This is a genomic window from Flavobacterium tibetense (genome assembly GCF_003293845.1).
Lineage (GTDB): Bacteria > Bacteroidota > Bacteroidia > Flavobacteriales > Flavobacteriaceae > Flavobacterium > Flavobacterium tibetense.
The window spans coordinates 1-20,217 of the sequence record NZ_QLST01000019.1 but is presented as its reverse complement, the minus strand read 5'-3'; the positions used below and the strand labels follow the sequence as shown (position 1 = coordinate 20,217).

The 20,217-nt window shown below is 30.6% G+C and carries 16 protein-coding genes; 12 read left to right on the top strand and 4 right to left on the bottom strand.

What is annotated here, in order from left to right:
• The 7 genes from DPN68_RS12080 (at window position 1) to DPN68_RS12050 (ending at window position 11,143) form a co-directional block, all read left to right on the top strand.
• Window positions 1-456, top strand: a complete 456-nt coding sequence (locus DPN68_RS12080) for a hypothetical protein (protein ID WP_113989903.1) — start codon at window positions 1-3, stop codon at window positions 454-456.
• A gap of 103 nt (window positions 457-559) precedes the next feature.
• Window positions 560-3,742 (top strand): P-loop NTPase fold protein, encoded by a 3,183-nt coding sequence (locus DPN68_RS12075; RefSeq protein ID WP_113989902.1) that lies wholly within the window; start codon window positions 560-562, stop codon window positions 3,740-3,742.
• A gap of 36 nt (window positions 3,743-3,778) precedes the next feature.
• Window positions 3,779-5,386, top strand: a complete 1,608-nt coding sequence (locus DPN68_RS12070; protein WP_113989901.1) for a coiled-coil domain-containing protein — start codon at window positions 3,779-3,781, stop codon at window positions 5,384-5,386.
• Between the two features lie 51 nt (window positions 5,387-5,437).
• A complete protein-coding gene (locus tag DPN68_RS12065) occupies window positions 5,438-6,580 on the top strand; it encodes a putative phage abortive infection protein (RefSeq protein ID WP_113989900.1) in 1,143 nt (380 codons plus the stop codon).
• Window positions 6,581-6,657: 77 nt separating this feature from the next.
• Window positions 6,658-9,927 (top strand): DEAD/DEAH box helicase, encoded by a 3,270-nt coding sequence (locus DPN68_RS12060; protein ID WP_113989899.1) that lies wholly within the window; start codon window positions 6,658-6,660, stop codon window positions 9,925-9,927.
• Between the two features lie 71 nt (window positions 9,928-9,998).
• Window positions 9,999-10,493 (top strand): helix-turn-helix transcriptional regulator, encoded by a 495-nt coding sequence (locus DPN68_RS12055; RefSeq protein WP_113989898.1) that lies wholly within the window; start codon window positions 9,999-10,001, stop codon window positions 10,491-10,493.
• Window positions 10,493-11,143 (top strand): nucleotidyl transferase AbiEii/AbiGii toxin family protein, encoded by a 651-nt coding sequence (locus DPN68_RS12050; RefSeq protein ID WP_113989897.1) that lies wholly within the window; start codon window positions 10,493-10,495, stop codon window positions 11,141-11,143. The genes DPN68_RS12055 and DPN68_RS12050 overlap by 1 nt, the downstream gene beginning before the upstream one ends.
• Window positions 11,144-11,541: 398 nt before the next feature.
• Here DPN68_RS12050 and DPN68_RS12045 read toward each other — a convergent pair whose 3' ends face one another.
• Entirely contained in the window at window positions 11,542-11,745 is a 204-nt protein-coding gene (locus DPN68_RS12045) for a hypothetical protein (RefSeq protein ID WP_113989896.1), read from the bottom strand.
• 266 nt (window positions 11,746-12,011) lie between these two features.
• On the opposite strand from DPN68_RS12045, the gene DPN68_RS12040 reads away from it, so the two are divergent.
• From DPN68_RS12040 to DPN68_RS13265, 4 genes are all read left to right on the top strand, one after another.
• On the top strand, window positions 12,012-12,770 hold the full coding sequence (locus tag DPN68_RS12040; protein WP_113989895.1) for a hypothetical protein: 759 nt from the start codon (window positions 12,012-12,014) through the stop codon (window positions 12,768-12,770).
• Between the two features lie 47 nt (window positions 12,771-12,817).
• Complete coding sequence (locus DPN68_RS12035) at window positions 12,818-13,210, top strand: DUF5675 family protein (protein ID WP_113989894.1); 393 nt, start codon at window positions 12,818-12,820, stop codon at window positions 13,208-13,210.
• Between the two features lie 78 nt (window positions 13,211-13,288).
• Window positions 13,289-13,522: a hypothetical protein gene (locus DPN68_RS12030; RefSeq protein ID WP_394336429.1), complete on the top strand. Its 234-nt coding sequence runs from the start codon at window positions 13,289-13,291 to the stop codon at window positions 13,520-13,522.
• 1 nt (window position 13,523) lies between these two features.
• Window positions 13,524-13,697 (top strand): hypothetical protein, encoded by a 174-nt coding sequence (locus DPN68_RS13265; RefSeq protein WP_164496748.1) that lies wholly within the window; start codon window positions 13,524-13,526, stop codon window positions 13,695-13,697.
• A 208-nt stretch (window positions 13,698-13,905) separates the two neighbouring features.
• Here DPN68_RS13265 and DPN68_RS12020 read toward each other — a convergent pair whose 3' ends face one another.
• From DPN68_RS12020 to DPN68_RS12000, 3 genes are all read right to left on the bottom strand, one after another.
• Window positions 13,906-16,101, bottom strand: a complete 2,196-nt coding sequence (locus tag DPN68_RS12020; protein WP_113989891.1) for a hypothetical protein — start codon at window positions 16,099-16,101, stop codon at window positions 13,906-13,908.
• Window positions 16,102-16,239: 138 nt separating this feature from the next.
• Window positions 16,240-16,662: a DUF6943 family protein gene (locus DPN68_RS12015; protein ID WP_113989890.1), complete on the bottom strand. Its 423-nt coding sequence runs from the start codon at window positions 16,660-16,662 to the stop codon at window positions 16,240-16,242.
• Window positions 16,663-18,018: 1,356 nt separating this feature from the next.
• Window positions 18,019-18,663 (bottom strand): SOS response-associated peptidase, encoded by a 645-nt coding sequence (locus DPN68_RS12000; protein ID WP_113989887.1) that lies wholly within the window; start codon window positions 18,661-18,663, stop codon window positions 18,019-18,021.
• Window positions 18,664-19,379: 716 nt separating this feature from the next.
• Between DPN68_RS12000 and ltrA the strand changes: the two genes are divergently transcribed.
• A partial coding sequence (ltrA, locus tag DPN68_RS11990) for a group II intron reverse transcriptase/maturase (RefSeq protein WP_113988696.1) occupies window positions 19,380-20,217 on the top strand: 838 nt, incomplete at its 3' end.

Sequence of the window (20,217 nt, the reverse complement as noted above, 5' to 3'; positions counted from 1 at the left end):
ATGGACTATAAGCTTTTAATTTCAATCTACGCAGCATTAATTTCAACTGTAGTTTTTGCTTGGCGTTTGTATGAATTTTACTCTGATAGAATTGGTAAATTAAATGTATCTGTCAAAAGTATTTTCAGGACACCTGTTTACGGCAATAATAGTATTGGTAATACAGAATATTTTCTAATCGTTTCTGTTGTAAATATTGGAAAAAATAAGCGCTTTATTGAGCAACCACTTTTTGAAAGTAATAAAAATTTTGAAGGTCAAAAACACCTTAACCTAGTTAGAACAGATGTGATTAAGAAATATCCAATATGTTTAGAACCAGGTAAAAAATTTGAATATGATTTACCTTACAGCGAAATAAAAGAGAATTTAAAAAAAGCAGGAGTTAGTAAAATAAAAGCAAGGGTTTATGATACCCATGGAAAAATTTATTATTCCAATTGGTTTAATCTTTAAAACTTTAACGTTCTAATCGATTTGCTACCAATAATGATGTTAAAGGATTTGAAGCTTTTGTTGTTTAAAAATACGACGATGATTTAGAATAAAAGAAGAAATTATGAAAGAAATAGAGTATCCAAAATTTTTACCAAACACTCCAATTGGAGCTGACCTATTTGAAGGCAAATCTCAAGATAAAATTGCTGAAGTTATTAGTGAAGTAATAACAAATAATAATTTTCAAGTTGTAGGTATTGATGGTGCTTGGGGAACTGGTAAAAGTAATTTGGTTGAAATTATTAAAACAAAACTTACCAATTATAATTTCTTCATGTATGATGTTTGGGGTCATCAAGAAGACGATCAACGTAAGGCAATATTAGTTGAGCTAACAGAATTTATTTCTTGTGAGAAAAGAAATTTAGTTGCTAATAAAAGTAAGTGGAATGGCAAACTAAAAAAACTCTTAGCAAGAGAAAAAGAAATTACAACAATAAATAGACCATATTTAAGTGTAGGATTTATATTTTCTTTATTTTCAATTATATACATTCCGACAGTTAATACTTTTGCTAAAACTTCTGAGAATCAAACTACAATTTTTGGCATTGAAAGTACTTTAGGTAAACTAATCATTATTTTGTTTCCCATCTTTTTGATTTTAGCTATATATATAGTTAAATTGGTTTTTCAATTGTGCAATGATGGCAAATGGAATTCTTTTAAAATTGCATTGCAGGAGACTTTTCAAGTATATAACAATAAACAAGTTGATGAAACAAAAATCGAAACAATTTCTGAAAATGAACCAACAGTAAGAGACTTTAGAAATTGGTTAAAAGAAATTGATACTGATTTAAAAGATAAAAAAGTAATATTAGTATTTGATAATTTTGATAGACTACCAAGGAAACATATTTTAAGTATTTGGTCATCAATACATATCTTTTTTGCAGAAGAAAAATATAAAAATATTAAAGTAATTATACCTTTTGACAGACTACACATCAAAAATGCTTTTAAAGAATTAGAATCTGAACAATCAGACACAGATTATGCAAACGACTATATAAATAAAACATTTGACCTTGTTTATAGGGTTTCACAACCTATTTTATCCGATTGGAAAGACTTTTTTAAAACAAAATGGCTTGATGCATTTGGTAAAATAGACGAAGAAGAATATTTAAAAGTTCTTCAAGTTTATGAAACATTTAGAGAAAAAATAACTCCCCGTGAGATAATAGCCTGTATAAATGAAATAGTGTCAATAAAATTACTTGACGATTCTATTCCAGATAGATACATAGCAATTTTTGTTTTAAATAAAGATGAAATTTTAGAATCACCTTTAAAAGCAATAAGTATTGCTAAGTTTTTAAAAGGGCTAGACTACTTGTATATGGAAGATGAAGATTTTCAAAAACACATCACTGCACTTGCTTATCAAATTAAGCCAGATAATGCTCTTGAAGTTGTATACACAAAACAATTAAAGGATTGTATCATTAATTATAAAAGCGATATTTTTAAAGAGATTTCAAAGACAACGATTTTTGATAAAATTATAGATTCTGTTATACATGAATTAAGTAATAATAATAATAATAATTTAATTTTAGTTTTAGATAAAATTGAAGAAGATGCTAAAATCTCGAAAATTCATTTAAAAAGCATATGGAATGATATCTATCTCAAAATGGTTAACTCATTTCATGATGGGTTTGATATTGTTGAATATCAGAAGACATTAATTAAAAATATTGAAAAAGAGAAAGCAGAAGTCTTTATTTCAAAAATCCTCGATAAACTTTTGAAGCATGATACTTTCGCATCAGATAAGTTTTCAAAAATGATTGACGAATTACAGGATTACATAGTAAATCAAAATATAGAAATTAATGTTTTTGATATACTTAATGAAAAGCCTGTTAAAAAAATTGATGCAATATCTTTTATCAATTTTGTTAAGCAAAAAAATGATAAATATTTGGATTATAAATTATCAACTGATGAGAGTAAATTAAACGAACATTTGGTTAGTTTAGAAGCTGAAGATTTGAGAAGTGCCGAGTATTTTAAAATAATAAATAAAGATTTTGGTTTAAATAATTTTGAAAAAGAAGTGAGAAAAAAAATTGAACAAAATAAAAATGATTTAAACTCAATTGATGTTTTAGTAAATGCTTTAAAATGTATTTCGGATAAACCACTTGATTTAGTTTTTGGTGATGATGAAATTTATTCTTTATTTTCTCAAACTAATAGTAGTAATGATTTCCATTACGATATAGTTTGTTTGCGTCTAGCAAGATCTAATGAATATAATCATTCATATGTTAGGTACTTTCAAAATGTTTTAGAAAATAATGATGAGACTTTTGCAAAGAAGATAGCAGAACGCATTGAATTTTATGTAGATTTTGATGATTTCTTAATTAATAGTGAACATTTTTCAAACTCATTACTTTATAAAAATGTAGCTAGTCATTTAATAAATAATTTATCTGAAAATGATAATAGATATACATTAAAAAGTTTATTGATACATTTTGAAGGTATCTGCAACAACTTAGAAGTTGAACCAGACAACTTAATTTTAAAACTTGATACGTTTAATCTTGAAAAATTAAAACCAGAAGATGTTATAGAATTTCCAGTTTTCTTATTTGAACAAATTGCTTCATATGATAATGATCTAAAAAAATATTTATTTGATTTGTCTAATAAATATTTTGAAGAACTTTCTACTGAAAATTGGATAAAATTATTTGGTGATTTTGAAAATAGAAATTATGCTATACTTAAAGTAATAAATTATAAAAATTGGAGTAGTAATTCTTTAGAAGCATTTAAATCTGTATTATCCAATAATATAACTAATAATGTTTTTCAGGACAGAATCGAGTGGGAATTTATTCTGAATAGTTTTAAAGAATCAGGTCTTAGCATAGTGAATACTCTTAAAGATATTAGGGATGTTTTATATGATAATCCATCATACACATCAACTGAAATCTTTAAACTATTATTTAATCCTTTCATTGAGTATTCAATTATACATGATAAGCCTAAAGAAGCTTTTAGAACGTTTTTTAAAGTTCAATTTTTAAATGACATTACGATTTTAAAATTATTGATTGATAATTCTGAAAAAATCAAAGAATTATTAAACATATCTGATAGTTCAACAACTGCGGACTTCAAGCAAGCAATAAGAGATAAAAAAGAAGAGAACGATAATATTAAAACTTTAGCAAGTAAATTAGATATTAGATCTTTAAAAAAGCATGATGAATAAAATTGTATTAATTTGAAAAGGTTTTGAATTATCTCAATGAATAATAATTATTTAGAACAGGACAACGATTGGGCAAATAACATTGAAGGAAAGCCAATTCATATAACCCAAGCCGAAAGCGGTGCAAAGGGTTATTATTGTATGGGTTGTGATAAAGATATGCAGGCTGTAAAAAGAAAGAAAAAGGAATATAAATCCTATTTCAGACATCATGTTAAAGATGTGGATAATTCTAAAAAAGAGTGCGTACATGCAAGTAGAGAATATCGAGAAAAACTCGCTTTTTTCTATTTCATGAGAACAAAACAAATAACAGTTCCAGCTGTTTATAAATATCCACCAAAAGGAGTTGAAGGATTCCCAAATCTTCTAAAAGAAAAAGAAACCATATTTGCTCACAAAGTTGACAAAGAAGTTACTTTTTTTGAAGATGAAGATGGCAAAATTCATTGGGAGAAAGATGTCAAGGTAGATGAGCGCTATTTATGGGTAAGACCTGATGCCGTTTTTTTTGATAAAGACGGAAAGCCTATTTTATTCATTGAATTTGTTGTAACACATAAACCTGATATTGATAAACTCAATAAACTTCAACGATTGGGAATTAATACAGTTCAAATTGTTATTCCAAAATTACCTGAAGCAGAATTAGAAAAAGAAATTAGTAAAGTATCAAAAGTTAAATGGACATATAATGAAATCGAATCCAACACCGAATATGTACCAATTTCCGAAGGAAATACAGAAGGAGTTCCATCAATTGATGACGACCAAAGAAAACTTTTTGATGAATCTTACAAGTGTAGAGCAGCGCAAGTTGGAAACCTTATACGGTCAATTACTAGATGTTTGGAATCGCAATCATACAAAAGAACTGAACGACTCTTTGAACAGGAAATACAGCGAATTGAGAAAGCTACAAGAGAGCATCAATCAAGATTTGATGAACAGGAAGCAAAACTTGAAAGTGAAATTAGTTCAGAACTTAGAGAGCGAAGAGAAAAACTTGATTTGGCAAAAGAACAGCATGCAAAAGAACAGACTGGCTGGGAACAAGAATATTCTGGATTGGAAAGACGATATTTTAAGCGAAGAAGAGAAATTAGAGAGGAACAAGAAAATACTAATAGGGAAATTGAGCTTAGATTCAGAATTGGAAAAACTGAAGACGACATTAGAAGAGAGTTTGAATACGAAGAAAGATTTATTGAATCAGAGCAAGAAACAATTGACGAACAACAGGGAAAAATACTCAGAGATATTGAGTCAGAATCAAGATTTAAGGACAATTTTGAATCAAGAAGAGAATCTCTTAAAAGAGAATTTGACGAACTTGAAGGCAAAGAATATCAAAACTTTATCTCAGCTAAATCAGACCTGGAATCAAAAATCTCAAGATTTAGAGAATTCAAAGCCGAAATTGATTCTGGAATACGAAGCGAATTTGAAAGGCAATACAATGAGATTGCTGAAAGAGTTGACAAAAGAGATTTACAAAGCGGAGACGAATTGTCCGAAAGAATTAAAAGCATACTTGAATTACGGGGATTTTTTGGAAGTTATTCAGATGGTCAAGCAACAATCGAAAAATACAGAAAAGGAATACAACTTATTAAAAATGGAACTTGGAAAGAATGGGATTGATGAAGAGTGGTTTATGGAGAGAATAAATTCAATTTAAAATAATAAATATTTATGGAAACCTATAACTTACTTTTAACTTGTGTTTTAATAGTTTTTGTTTTTCTTCTTTTATCATTATTAAGTTTTAAAAATTATATTGATAAATATTTTAAACAAGTAAATAAAAATTATATAATTACACCCTTAATATTAATAGGTATAACATTAATAATTATTTCTTTTTTTTCTCCATATTACTTCACTAAAAAGCAAATTGGAGATACTTTAGTCTTTGATGAAAAGACAGGTTGGACTGGTGATACACTAGGTGGAATCATGAATCCATTTATCGCTCTTGCTGGAGCAGTATTTACATTTATCGCTTTTTATATACAGAAAATTGCAAATGATGATATTAAAAATCAATTTAAAATTCAACAATTTGAAAGTCAGTTTTATGAAATGCTAAGATTTCACAAAGACAATGTGAATAGTCTTTATTTAACAATTAAAAAGAAAATAGTTTATCCCAAAAGTGAAGAAATAATCGAAAGTTCAGTTCAAGGAAAGATTGTATTTGAATATATGAAAATAGAGCTGTCTGTTATTTATATGATTGCAATAAAAAACTTTGTCGATAAAACTCCTAAAAATCTTTTAAATGAATCATACGCAATTTTTTTTAATGGTATAAGCGAAACATATAGAGGAAAGCATACATTTTTTGACGAGATATTAGAGTTAGAATCATATTTTGATAATTTCGATTTTGATAATTTTAATAAAAAAATGAGAGATGGATTAAATTTTAATAAAGATATAATTAAAATGCTAGAGTTTCCATTATTCAAAGGACATGCTCATCAATTAGCTCATTATTATCGTCACCTTTTCCAGACTGTAAAATTTATTGCTAATCAAGATGAAAATTTTATTTCTTATGAGAAAAAACGTAATTATCTAAGAATATTAAGAAGTCAATTATCTAACACTGAACAAACTTTACTTTTTTACAATTGGTATTCTAAATTTGGAAAGCAATGGGAAGATAATAAAAATAAGTTTTTTACCGATTATAGAATGATCCATAATTTATTTAATGAGCTATTAATAAGTCATTTTAAATTAGAAGATATTTTTGATTTAGATAATGGATATAGAAAGGAAGAAGATAGGGAATCAGATAGTTTATTTGAATTTCAAGATTGGGGATAATTAAAATTATATAACATAAATCAGAAAAAATTGAATCCTAAATAAGAAGTCAAGTTTAATATAAATAATAATTCTAAATGAAATTAAAATTACCTCGTTTAGTCAGAGAAGAAAAAATTGGAAATTCTGCAAAAAAGAATGTTATAAAACATTTAGTATGTGATGAAATCGAAAAAGATTTTGAAATTGTATCTTTCCAACGAGGTAAGGTAATTTTAAAGGATTCAGACGGAACTGAATTTTATATCACATCTACTAAAAATGATATTCCTGACAATCAAAATTTTGTTTTGTTATCAAAGAGTTTTCTTAAAAATGATGTGGAAAACGGAAATATTACATTCATAAAATGGTTAAAACATCCAAATAATATTGAGAATCTAACTATTGATATTGTTAATTCTTGGAAGAATGCTTTTAACTTCAAAGAAGAAGATGTAGAGAACGAATTAATTGGACTAAGAAAACCGCAAATAGGTGCAATACATTCAATTTTAGGTCATTTAACAAATGCAAATGAAATTGCAACAGTAGTTTTACCTACAGGAACTGGTAAAACCGAAACAATGTTATCCGTTTTAATTGCAGGTAAATGCAATAAACTTTTAGTTACAGTTCCTTCTGATGCTTTAAGGGGGCAGTTAGCTGGAAAATTTTATGATTTAGGATGGTTAAAAAAACTTGATAAAGAAGGAAATTCAATTGTTTCATTTAATACTAAATATCCAAAAGTAGGAATTCTCAATACTGGTTTCAGAGATGATGACGAATTAAATCATTTTTTTGACAAGTGCAATGTAGTCGTATCCACTATGGATTTAATGACTTCAATGTCTATCCAACAAGCTAATCTAATTTCTGAAAAATGTTCACATCTTTTTGTTGATGAAGCTCATCACTCAAAAGCAAAAAGTTGGAATAGATTTATTAAATCATTTGACAAAAATAAAGTGGTTCTGTTTACCGCAACACCATATCGAAATGACGGACAATTACTTGACGGAAAAATTATATATAATTTTACACTTAAAGAAGCACAAGAACAAGGTTACTTTAAAGAAATTGATTTCATCCCAATAAGAGAATATGACCAGAAAACTGCTGATTTAAAAATAGCAGAAGTAGCTGTAAACAAGTTAAGAGAGGATATTGCGAATGGATATGACCATATTTTAATGGCTCGATGTGAAGATAAAATTCGTGCAGATGAAGTATTTGAAATTTACTCAAAACATACTGATTTAATTCCTATCAAAATATATTCAAATCTAAAAGGTCAGTCTAACATTAAACAAAATATAATAAACAAACAGCACAAAATAATTGTATGTGTTGATATGCTTGGAGAAGGATTTGATTTACCAGAATTAAAAATTGCTGCTTTTCATGATGTAAGAAAAAGCCTGCCGATTACATTGCAATTTGCAGGTAGATTTACACGTACAAATAAAGATAATAATTTAGGAAAAGCAAGTTTTATTGCAAATCTTCATCAACCAAGTTTGAGTGATGAATTAAGTCTACTTTATGCAAAAGAATCAAATTGGAACTCAATTTTACCAACACTAAGTTTACAAGCAACTCAAGAACAGATAGACTTACAGGAATTTTTATCAGGCTTTAACCATTTGGATGAATCAATTATACCATTTCAAGAAATCCGTCCTGCTTTTAGTTCTGTTGTATATAAGAACCAAACTGATAATTGGCGTCCTATCAATTTTAAAGCTGGAATAAAAGGTTATGAAAATTATGATTATAAATTTTATGACTTAAATAGAGATAGAAAGACTTTAATAGTTTTTTTAGGAAATAAGAAACCTGTTGATTGGGGTAGTTTTAAAGATGTCTATAATATTGAATGGGATATATACATAGTTTATTGGGAACAGTCAAAGAATTTATTATTCATTCATTCTTCGGATAAAGGAAGTCATTATAAAGAGTTAGCAAATGCAATTGTTGGGGATAGTTCAATTTTGATTAAAGATGAAGATGTTTTCAAAACTTTTTATAATATTGATAGAGTAAAACTTTTCAATTTAGGATTAAGAAAAGGACTTGGCAAGGATATTACTTTTCAATCATATTATGGAAAAGGTGTACAAGAAGGACTTTCTTTGGCAGAAGAAAAATCAGGCATCAATAACAATGTTTTTGGAGTTGGTTTTGAAAATGGAAATATGACATCAATAGGTTGTTCAAGAAAAGGTAGAATTTGGTCTTACTCAAGAGGAACAATAAATCAATTTTTAGATTGGTGTGATGAAATTGCAGTAAAATTGACAAATAATGAAATTGACCCCAACGATATTTTATTTAAGAATACTATAAAACCTAAAAGAGTTTCAATTAGACCAAATGCTTATCCCATTTCTGTAGATTGGCATCATGAGATTTACAAAACTATTGAGGATAAAGTTATTTTCAATATCAAAGGAATTAATTACGATTTGTCTTCTATAGAACTCAATACTTTAAATCCTGATAATAACAATCCACTATGTTTTTCAATGAATTCTGATACTGATAGCGTTACTTTTCAATTGAATTTGAGTGAAAACAATGATAATGGCAATATACTATTCAGCTTTGATATATTAAAGACTTCTGCATTAGAAGCAAATGTAAGAATGGGTTCAAAAAATTATTCTATAACTGAATTTTTTAATGAATTCCCTCCAAAGTTTTGGTTTCATGATGGTTCATTTTTACAAGGTAATGAATATGTTAAGTTTAATGAAGATATTCTTGAGTTTCCTAAAGAATCAATTGAAGTTTGGGATTGGAACGGAGTAAATTTAAATAAGGAGTCTGAAGGGTTTGGGATTATTAATAATTATTCAATTCAATATTTTTGTATTGAGAAATTAATTCAAGAAGATTATGACTTAATATATAATGATGATAATAGTGGAGAAATAGCCGATATTGTCGCAATAAAAAACACAGAAAATGAAATAATTATTGATTTATTCCATTTAAAGTATGCATCAAAAGGAATTGTCACAACCGAAATTAAAAATTTATATGAAGTTTGTGGACAAGCACAAAAATCATTAGTTTGGAAATATAAAGAAAACGCAGAATTTTTTAATCATTTGATTAAAAGAGAAGATAAAAAACAAAATATTGGTCAAACAAGAATTAGAAAAGGTAATATTGAATTATTAGAAAAACTACTCTTTGAAGCTAAATGGAAAAAAGAGCTAATGTTTAATATAGCAATTGTTCAACCTGGATTTTCTAAAGAAACAGTAACGAAACCTATTTTAAGTTTATTAGGAGTCACTTCAAATCATCTTAAAAAAGAAGGTGGGGTTAACTTAAGAGTTGTTTCAAGTTAATTTATAATATCTAAATAAAACATCTGGCAACATTTTTGTAAAATGTAAACAAATTTGTTTACATTTGTACTATGAGTTTTCAATTAGAAAAATATAAAGGTATTCATCCAGGAATCATTTTAGAGCGTTTATTAGCTAAAAAAGAGATTTCTCAGCGTCCTTTTGCCCTTTCTATAGGAGAACATCCACAAACCATTAACGCTATCACAAAAGGAAGAAGAAGCCTTAATACTGCATTAGCTTTAAAAATAGAAGCTGCTTTAGGTTTAGAAGAAGGTTCATTGGCATTTCTTCAAACCTATTACGAAATTGCTCAAGAAAAAAAGAAAGTACTTCGCACTCCTAACTTATCTAATCTAAGAAAATCACTTTTTTGGGATACAGATATTTCTAAAATTAACTGGGATAAGCAATACAAAGCGATTATTCAACGTGTTTATGAAAGAGGGAATGAAACTGAGAAAAAAGAGGTAGAAGCTTTTTATGGTTTACCTAAGATTAGAGTGGCTCTTCAAAACTCAACAAGAAAACCTTATACTATTCATAAAAATAAACAAAAAGCATAATGCTCTACTATAATACCGTAAATGATTTGCTAAAGAATAGTCTCATTACTTTAATGAATGCTCCTATTTTTCAAAATTTTAGATTAGTTGGTGGTACAGCATTAAGTCTTCAAATTGGACATAGAGAATCCATAGATATTGATTTATTTAGCGATGCAGAATATGGTACATTAAATTTTAAAGAGATTGAAGATTTTTTGAGAAACAACTTTGAATATGTTGATTTTTTAGATGTTCCGCCTGCAATGGGAAAGGCATATTTTATTGGGGATAACGAAAACAATACAATAAAATTAGATATATTTTATACCGATACATTTATTCAGCCTTATATCGAAGAAGATGGAATAAGAATGGCTACTATTGAAGAGATTATTGCTATGAAGGTAGATGTCATCCAAAGAGGCGGAAGAAAAAAGGATTTTTGGGATTTACATCATTTACTTGATTCCTATTCTATAAGCCAAATGATAGCATTACACGAACAAAGATATCCTTTCAATCATGATAAAGATTTAATTATTCAAAACTTTATTCTTTTTGAACAAGCAGATGATGATTTTGACCCAATTTGCTATAAAGGAAAATATTGGGAATTTATAAAAGAGGATTTTGAGGAAATTATTATGCTATATAAAAGACAATTTTAGAATGTCCCTTATTATAGACAAAAATGGTCTTTTTGTGTAGAATAACTATCAAAACTATTCTTACAATAAATTAAAGAAAGAGGTAAAAGGTTAATTAATAATTACAAAACTCACTTCTAAATAAATTATAAAACGGCAACAAAAACGGCAACTATAAATAAAAAACCCTGTAAAACAAGTGCTTTACAGGGTTTTTTGTGGAGTCGGAGAGAATATAACTATTCTCAAAAATCCTATGTTTTTCAAGGCTTTAAAGAGGTTGCTTTTTTAGGGTAACCGATTTTATAACCTTATTTTTCTATTCAAAATAATATCAAATCGTATGAATCAAATATAGTGAATATTTTTAATATTCTTTAATAAACTTGTTTAAAATTTGATAGAGTAGGAGAGTCTTATTAATCTATAATTACTTCTATTACATGTTCATATTTTAACCCAGTATACTCACAAAACTCTTCTATACTTACAAGGCTATTTTTAGGCTTTCTGAGCGACTTTCTTATTTGATTAAATATTCTTATGCTTTGACGATAGCTTTTACCTGTAATGCGTTGTATGTCCTTTGGATAAATACAAACTCTTTTTGATACTTGATTCATACTTTAACCTTGCTTTTGAGTTGGCTTTGACATAGGTTAAAGGTACTTAATTAATCTTTTCATTTAACGTTGATTGGAATTGAGTTTTGATTGTTAAATATGTCATTTAATGACAAATAAGGACATATTATGACATTTGGAATGGTTTGAGTTTTTTCATGGATTTTGTGTGGGAAATTTGCGGTGTAATTATTTCAGAAAGTGTTGCAACCGAATTTTGAATGATTTATGAAAGTGAATGAATGTTGAATTAAAATTTTGATGTTATGGCTAGACAGAAAGGCATAATTAAGTTAAAAGGTACTATCGGGGATATTACTTTTTACAAGACGCAGGATGGGCATTTAGCTCGTGAGAAAGGTGGAATTGAGGCTAGTAGAATTGCTAGTGACCCTGCGTTTCAAAGAACGCGTGAGAACGGTTCTGAATTTGGTAGAGCAGGGAAGGCTGGTAAGCTTTTGAGAACGGCTTTACGCCCATTATTGTTGAATTCTGCTGATGGTAGAATGGTGAGTCGTTTGACGCAACGTATGGTTAAAGTTATCCAGATGGATGCGGTGAGTGATAGAGGATTACGTAATGTAATTGATGGGGAAATTGAATTGGTGCTTGGTTTTGAATTTAATATTCGTGGGAAATTAGGCACTTCATTGTTTGCTCCTTTCACTACGAATATTGATCGTGCAGCTGGAACTTTGGCGGTGGCTATTCCTTCGTTTGTTCCTGCGAATATGATTGCGGCTCCTAGTGGAACTACTCACTTTAAAGTGATTTCTGGTGGAGCTGCGATTGACTTTACAGCTGAGAATTATGAAGTGACTACTTCTGAAACTGCAATTTTACCTTGGGATGCTACGGCTACGGCTGTGATTAACTTGAGTAATGCGGTTACTGCGAACTCTACTCATCCAATGGTATTGGCACTGGGTGTGGAGTTTTACCAGCAAGTGAATGGGCAAATGTATCCGTTGAAAAATGGTTCTTTTAACCCGTTATCGATTGTGGCGGTTGACGGAGGGGTTTAATCGATAGACTTCGACAAGCTCAGTCTGACAAAAGAAATAGTTAGAAAATGGTATTATTTTTAACTAGAACTTATTTCCCTGAAGGAACGAATGGAAAATTGGAATGTGAGGGCAAATTGATTTGTTATACGATTGAATTGCCTTGGAAGCGAAATGAGCGTGGGATTTCCTGTATTCCTGAAGGGAAATATTTTATTAGAAAGCGATATAGTGCGAAATACAAATGGCATTTGGAATTGGTGGATGTACCGAACAGAACGTATATTTTGATACATCCTGCCAATCATGCGCAAAAGGAATTGCGTGGCTGTATTGCTCCGGTGACGAAACTTTCTGGACCTGGATTGGGTTTGCTATCTAGAAAAGCTTTTGTGAAGTTGAAAGGATTGGTTTATAAAGCTTTGGATAACAAAGAAAGTGTGGAATTGATTGTACAATAGATCCTTTACAGGATTATAAAAAGAAAGATTATGAATATAGTAGAACGTGCCAAGGCACCCACTCCGAAATTTTTTAAGGTGTTGCGCACCATTGGATTAGCCTTATTAGCAGTAAGTGGAAGCATTGTAGCTGCTCCAGTAGCTCTACCTGCTGTTGTTGTAACCGTTGCGGGTTATGCTGCCGTTGCAGGCGGTGTTTTATCAGCAGTAAGCCAAATTACTGTTGACACTTCGACAAGCTCAGTGCAGGCTCAAGAAGATAATTTACGCAACAAAAAAGATGAGGTTAAGCCCGAAACTGATGTTGGGTAGAATGGAAAATTCTTTAACTTTGAAGGCGGGAACTTTTGGAGGATTTGTATTGAGTGTTATCCCTAATTTAACCTCAGCGGATGTCTTGAAAACAATAGTTTTAGCCTTTATTGGAGCAGTAGTGAGTTTTGGTGTTACCTTGCTTTTAAAGCAATTGACCTCAAAAAAGAAATAAGCTCAGTTTTGATTGGTAACCTTTACTGAGCATGAGAAAACCTGAATGAAAATTCAGGTTTTTTTTGTTTTAACATTCATAAGCTAAATGTCTGTTTCAAACTAATATTTATAGAATATCTATTTTTGTTTTAAAATAAAGATATAAATCAAACTTTAAATTATTTCTAAAGCAAGAAAAAAGGAAAAACCATGTTAATTGCTACCTTTTATTGCATTTTTTTCAATTCACTATCTAAAAATAATTCAACTGAATGTCTATTTCTAAGTTTTGGGTCAGATTTTAATTTTTCCCCTAGATTTTTTAGTATTTGTTTTATTCTTACTGTTGGTTTGTCATGAAACTCTTTAATTTTTTGTCTCACTGTTTCAGATACTTCTTTAGGCATATGGTAGCTCAAATTAACACCAAGCATTGTTGGAAATATTTCACTGTAAGCTTCTTTTACTTCTGAAGTTGATGGTTTAAGAGCTATATAGTTATATATAAAATCAGGTCTAATATAACAACTGATAGGATATTTATTTCCTAATACTTCCTCAACAGCCCAAAATGTACTTGTATCTTTCGATAACCACCAAGTTTTATAACCAAAAATACCAGAGTCGGATGATTCATTATTTTTATTTCTCAAATGATAAATAGCCAAAATCATTTCAGCATCACTTTCAGCTTTAGGTCTAATTTTCTTTTCTTCTAGTTTGATTGTAAGTTTTTCTTTTTCCTCTTGGTCAATCTTTATGTCCCATGATTCATTAGAAATATAAATAATATTAAAAACATCTTTTAAGTATATTATTAATTCATCTTTAAGGAATTTTAAATTTGGGTCTACAAAATTATTTAGAAAATCGTCAAATGTTTTTACAAAATTTCTCTTTTTGGCATAGAAATATGCTCTTATTAAAACTTCATCGATAAAAAGTAACTCATAATCATCAAATAAATAGTACTCTTCATTATCTTTAAAATCCTTATAATATACATTATTGATTTTTTGAAAATGTGATACTAATTCATCCAAAAGCGACTCATTTATGTACATTTTGATTCCTGATTCACTTGCTTTTTTTAATAAATTCCAATGCCTTTTATTACTTTCATCAAGATAATGTTCAGAAAGTGCTGGTACAATTATCGAATTATCTACAAAAACATTTAATTTAGAAGCTAATGTTTCGAAATAGGTTGAAACTTTTGGTTCCCATTTAAGCATAAACATCATCAAATATGTATTTGATAGACTTTTTAGAAACCTGTGCTGTTCTTCAGTACCATTGTATATTATTTCTCTAATAGATAGATGAATTGCTGTTTTAACTTTTTCCTTATTCTGTAAAACCACAGAACTTGAATCTACAACATTACCAATTACTGTAGATAAATCTTGTTCGATATTTGACTTATTATCACCATTCAATACAAAATTTGAAAATTCTAATCCTTGCTTTTCATAAATTTTGTTAAATATATCTGTTATTAGTTTTTGAATGTCCTTTACATTAACACTCAAATCACTGAAGAATTTTTGAATTTGTTTTTTTGTTTGTTCAAAAAAGGTATTTAGCAGTATTTCATCTTTTATATTTCTTTCTTCAATTTCAATCCTTGTCTCATATGGTAAACAATAACCATCTTTAGGAGTATGATATTTTATTTTTCTTGGCTTTCTTGAAAGTGAAACTAATCGTTCATCTATTTTGCTATCGAGTAATTGAGGATCAAATTTTATATATTTTTTTATGGCTTCTTTAATTTCATTTTTATTCATTAAAAGTTCTTTATCTGGATCTGTACCTTCCAAAGCATAAATGATTAGCGTATCTGCCAACAAATCATCAAGTTTGAAATCGTCTGATTTGACATCAAATTGCTGACTTAAGAATACATACAACCTAGAATCACTGTCTAGATTTGCAATAACTTGTGATTTTCCGGGTTTTGAAAACTCGTGAAGATATGTCTCAACATATGAATGATATGCTCTAATACTACTTTCATTATTATTGGAATTTGAAACAAACCACCTGATATCAAAAATTCTTACTTGAATTTTATATTTTTCATATAATGTTTCAATTAAAGCATCAGTATTGTTAAGTTTTCTGTTGGTAACATAATAAATCGCATCAAATTCAATTTTATTTTGTTGTAATTTTAAAATAGTATCTTCAATTTTATCAGAGTAAGTAAGTTGAGTAGAAAGTTGATATATAATTTTTTCTTTTCCCTTTCTGTGAAAAGTATGTTGATAACCATCAACACCTTTATCTTTAGTTCCTCCAACAGGAATAAATTCATAACCGAGGGTTGAACTTAAAAAGCTAACTGCAAAATTTTCAAAAATAAAACCATCATCTATTTTTTGGATTGCATATTCAAATGCTTCTTTATCTATATTCATAGTTAATTTATTAAGTTTCTTATAATTCGCAAATCGTTGCTAACCAATAGCGAATTTTATTTTCAAATATAAGTAAACTCTTTCGATTTTATTTTTTTTTAAATAAAAAAGCCCAGACAATCAAGTCTAGGCTTACTTTTACTTATTTCTATACCTCATCATAATAGCGTTTTTGAGCTCGTTGATTAGGTGGATGTTTTTGTTGTAGTGGTTTTCTTGTTCTTGCAGCAGCTTTAGTGCTTGAATGTTTTTTTTATGCAACTCGTGTTCTCGCATCATTCGCGTTGCCCTTGGATTGAACTCTTTTTTGAATTCGTAAAGCGATAAGAAGGGAATAACGGAACCTCTAAGGTATTGGTGCCAGAATTTGGATTTCCAGAGGCTCATGGCTATCCAGTAAACGTCTTCTTTTTGTTCTTCGGTTTGGAAGATTAATACAAAGCTGTTTACAAAAGCTTCGTGATGCGGTCTGCCGCTGTTTAATCCTTTGTTTAAAACGAAAAAATGCGGTTTGGCATAGTGCATGCCGGCACGGTGGGATTTGATAAAAATTGTGTCCATAATACAAGGATTTAAAAGGTTAATTCCTTTCGTCTTCCTGTTTTGGTTGCGCGAAATGTGAACTGGAAACAAGGTTCTTCACACACATTTTTGCAAAAGAAAAAAGGAAAAAAAAGAAAGCCGTCTTGCCTTGTGGAGGGTTTCAAAAAAGCAAGTTTTCTGGGTAAAATACTATTCGCTGAAGGCGGAATGGAGATTTTATCCGGAACCGAAGGCTTGAACTTGCTTTTTTGAATACCCGGAACAAACCTTTGGCTTCTTTTTTATCCTTTTTTTTGTAAAAATGTTTACTCTGATTTTCTTATGAAATGGGGTTTTAGGGGTATTCAATCAGGATTTGTGAACAAGGGTGTGGTTTTCTTTTTTGCTGGACGACCTCGACTGCGCTCGGTTTGACAATGTGGCTTTATGAAGATGAGAAAAAAGAAAAACACACTCTTGTGGTGGTTTGATTTTTGAGGATGCCTTTATAGTGTTCAGTGGTCAGTTTTTAGTGTACAGTGAACTGGAAATGGGAGGCATCTTCAAAAAACAATGTGATACTTCCTAGTGCGAGGGCAGTAGCTGAAGAAGGGTATGGTTTTGTTTTGGCTGGACGACCTCGACTTCGCTCGGTTTGACAATTCATCTTCATGAAAAAATTATAAAAAGAAAACCATACGCTTGTGCGGGAAATTTGATTTTTGATAATGCCTTGTTAGTGTTCAGTGTTCAGTGTTCAGTTTTTAGTGGTTAGTGAACTGGAAATGTATGGCATTTTCAAAAAACAATGCAAATTACGGTAGCGGTAGCGTTCCTATGTTCCTACGGGTGGGTGCGGCTGGGAGCGTTGGGATGTTGGGGTGTGCGGCTATTTTACATAATAACTGTTATAACTGCCGTTGGTGTTGCATTGGGGATTGGAAGGCATTATAACACTTATTATGTAAATATAGCTTGGGAGTGGTTTTTGTGTGTTTTTAGCGTTTGTTTTTGGATTGGGTGTAAGTGGATAAAAAAAGGCGGACTGTGCGCGAGGGCCCTTCGACAAGCTCAGGATGACGGTTAACGGATTTATGCTCTTTAGTTGAAAACAGGGAGCCTTTTTTTATTGACTTACTTTGGGTAAAACAAGTGCTAAAAACACACAAAATACCACATGTGCGGTGGGGAGCCCTTCGGCAGAGCTCAGGATAAACTATGGACTGGGTGGGCGCAAATAACTCAGCGAAGCGTTCCTATTAGAAAAAGAAACCAAGAAAGCCATTTGATTACTCTCTAGCCCCGATGGGAGTGATACCGTGTTTAACGGACAGCGGGAAAATGGAAACCAAGAATGCCCGAACCTTTCGCTTCATAATAATCTGTATATGAGTACTAGAATAAAAGACCTTGTGGAGTATTATCTAATTTAGTTGCTATTAGATTTATTTCATAGGGATAGGCAAAATTATTGATTGGTTCGTGTTGTAACCATTTGGATTCGTCTTCTGGTTTTAGAATGATTGGCATTCTTTTCTTGGTGTTGTGGATTTCTGCCATTAGTTGATTGGCTTGTGTGGTAACTATTGAATAAGTGTCTTTAATTTCTCCAGTGGTTTGATTAACCCATTGGGAATAGATTCCTGCAAAAGCGAATAAATCCTCATTTCCAATTCCAATTTCGTACTTGATTTTATTTTTGCCTTTACTGTCTTGCCATTGCCATTCGTAGAAACCATTAGCGATAACCAAACATCTTTTATTAATAGAATTCTTGAATGATGGTTTTTGCTCGATTGATTCTATTCTTGCGTTTAGTGTTAGTTTTTTGATGTCTTCGTCTTTTGACCAGGAAGGAATTAAACCCCAATTGTAATGTTTAATGATATTTGGGTTTTCATCTATGATAACTGGGTTTATTCCAAAATCAAAACCATTTATATCCATAGAAGGCTTGAAAAGTTCTTTCTTTTCTATAGTTGCTTTAAATCTGTTTTCGACTTCTAAAGCTAGTTTTGTTTGTTTGGAATTGAAGCACATGTTTTATTTATGCTTTAAATGAAATATTTAACGTTTTGCAGCTACCCGAAGGGCGGGACTTTTACCACAAAACTTGATTTGAAAAACTAAACTTTCATTAACCACAAAACTGTCTTTGGAACACAAAACCCCGCCTTTTGGGTAGGTGCTGTGTGTGCCCTGCATATGCAGGACACACCCCGAAAGCTTTTCAAATAGTTCAAAAATACAAATTTTGACTACAAAAACTAATTTTCGGGGTGTTATTTTTCCAGAGGGTGTGAGTCCCTTAACCGCGAGAGTAACGTCTCGAAGGTTTAGTACGTGACAAGGTGGTTTACCGCGAGGTATGCACTGAAGGAAGTCAAACGGCAAAAGTCTGTACTGACGAACAGAAAGTACATAAGAGGCATAGCAGTAAGGATGAGTATCCACAGCAATACGAAGTCCAAAACAGTGTTCTGAACATGCTACTAAATCAGATTACTGTCATGTAGATGTACCAGGAATAGACGGAAGGAAAAAGCGGTTACTAGGGGAGGTCTCTTAGATTACGAGTTAATCACAAAGAGAAGTCAGCAGAGGTCATAGTACTTGAAAGCAACGAGGTGTGAATAGATACCGCACAGGTCTCACAAACAAGGAAGGACTGAACGCAAAGAGGTTTTCAATAAGTAATGGAATCTTGCCTAGGTAGATAGCCCTACTTAACGAAAACAGGTTAAAACAAAACTAAGATGATTGAAAAAGTAGTACATCCATACAACTTTCAAAAAGCATTGGAACACGTCATTGCCAATAAAGGTAGTGCAGGTGTTGATGGCGTTTCTATCAAAGAACTCCGCAAGGTATTCCCAGAAAAGAAAGACCAGTTAATTATGGAAATAAAACAAGGAAATTATCAAATTCAACCCATTTTAGGAATAGAAATTCCCAAAGGCAACGGAAAAACCCGATTATTGGGAGTTCCCACAACAAGCGAACGAGTGTTGCAACAAGCGGTTTCACAAAGCATCGCACCTTTATTTGAACCCGAATTCAAACCCAGCAGTTTTGGATTTAGACCTAACAAAAATGCCCGACAAGCCGTTGGACAAGCACGGGACTACATCCATTCAGGACTGAACCACATTGTGGATATTGACTTGAAAAATTTCTTTGATGAAGTTGACCATTGTTTACTTCTGAATTTGTTGTTTCAAAAAGTGAAATGCAAAACCACAATGCAACTCATTCGCAAATGGCTTCGAGCACCGATTAAAATCAACGGAAAGCTACGAAAACGAAGAAAAGGCGTTCCGCAAGGTTCTCCTTTAAGCCCACTATTGTCTAACATCTTACTCCATCAATTGGATAAAGAAATGACCCGAAGAGGACATAAATTCGTTCGTTACGCTGATGATTTTAGTATCTACTGCAAGAGCCATAATCAAGCGAAAGCTACGAGCGTAGTGATTGAAAAGTTCCTTAAGAACAAGCTCAAACTAACCATCAACGAGGAAAAGAGTGGGATTAGAAAACCCTCTAACTTTACGTTACTTGGCTTTGGATTTGTGCCCGTTTACAATAAAGGAA

Coding starts and splice junctions, on each gene's coding strand:
- DPN68_RS12080 (WP_113989903.1), top strand. CDS start 1: ATGGACTATAAGCTTTTAATTTCAATCTACGCAGCATTAATTTCAACT.
- DPN68_RS12075 (WP_113989902.1), top strand. CDS start 560: ATGAAAGAAATAGAGTATCCAAAATTTTTACCAAACACTCCAATTGGA.
- DPN68_RS12070 (WP_113989901.1), top strand. CDS start 3,779: ATGAATAATAATTATTTAGAACAGGACAACGATTGGGCAAATAACATT.
- DPN68_RS12065 (WP_113989900.1), top strand. CDS start 5,438: ATGGAAACCTATAACTTACTTTTAACTTGTGTTTTAATAGTTTTTGTT.
- DPN68_RS12060 (WP_113989899.1), top strand. CDS start 6,658: ATGAAATTAAAATTACCTCGTTTAGTCAGAGAAGAAAAAATTGGAAAT.
- DPN68_RS12055 (WP_113989898.1), top strand. CDS start 9,999: ATGAGTTTTCAATTAGAAAAATATAAAGGTATTCATCCAGGAATCATT.
- DPN68_RS12050 (WP_113989897.1), top strand. CDS start 10,493: ATGCTCTACTATAATACCGTAAATGATTTGCTAAAGAATAGTCTCATT.
- DPN68_RS12045 (WP_113989896.1), bottom strand. CDS start 11,745: ATGAATCAAGTATCAAAAAGAGTTTGTATTTATCCAAAGGACATACAA.
- DPN68_RS12040 (WP_113989895.1), top strand. CDS start 12,012: ATGGCTAGACAGAAAGGCATAATTAAGTTAAAAGGTACTATCGGGGAT.
- DPN68_RS12035 (WP_113989894.1), top strand. CDS start 12,818: ATGGTATTATTTTTAACTAGAACTTATTTCCCTGAAGGAACGAATGGA.
- DPN68_RS13265 (WP_164496748.1), top strand. CDS start 13,524: ATGGAAAATTCTTTAACTTTGAAGGCGGGAACTTTTGGAGGATTTGTA.
- DPN68_RS12020 (WP_113989891.1), bottom strand. CDS start 16,101: ATGAATATAGATAAAGAAGCATTTGAATATGCAATCCAAAAAATAGAT.
- DPN68_RS12015 (WP_113989890.1), bottom strand. CDS start 16,662: ATGGACACAATTTTTATCAAATCCCACCGTGCCGGCATGCACTATGCC.
- DPN68_RS12000 (WP_113989887.1), bottom strand. CDS start 18,663: ATGTGCTTCAATTCCAAACAAACAAAACTAGCTTTAGAAGTCGAAAAC.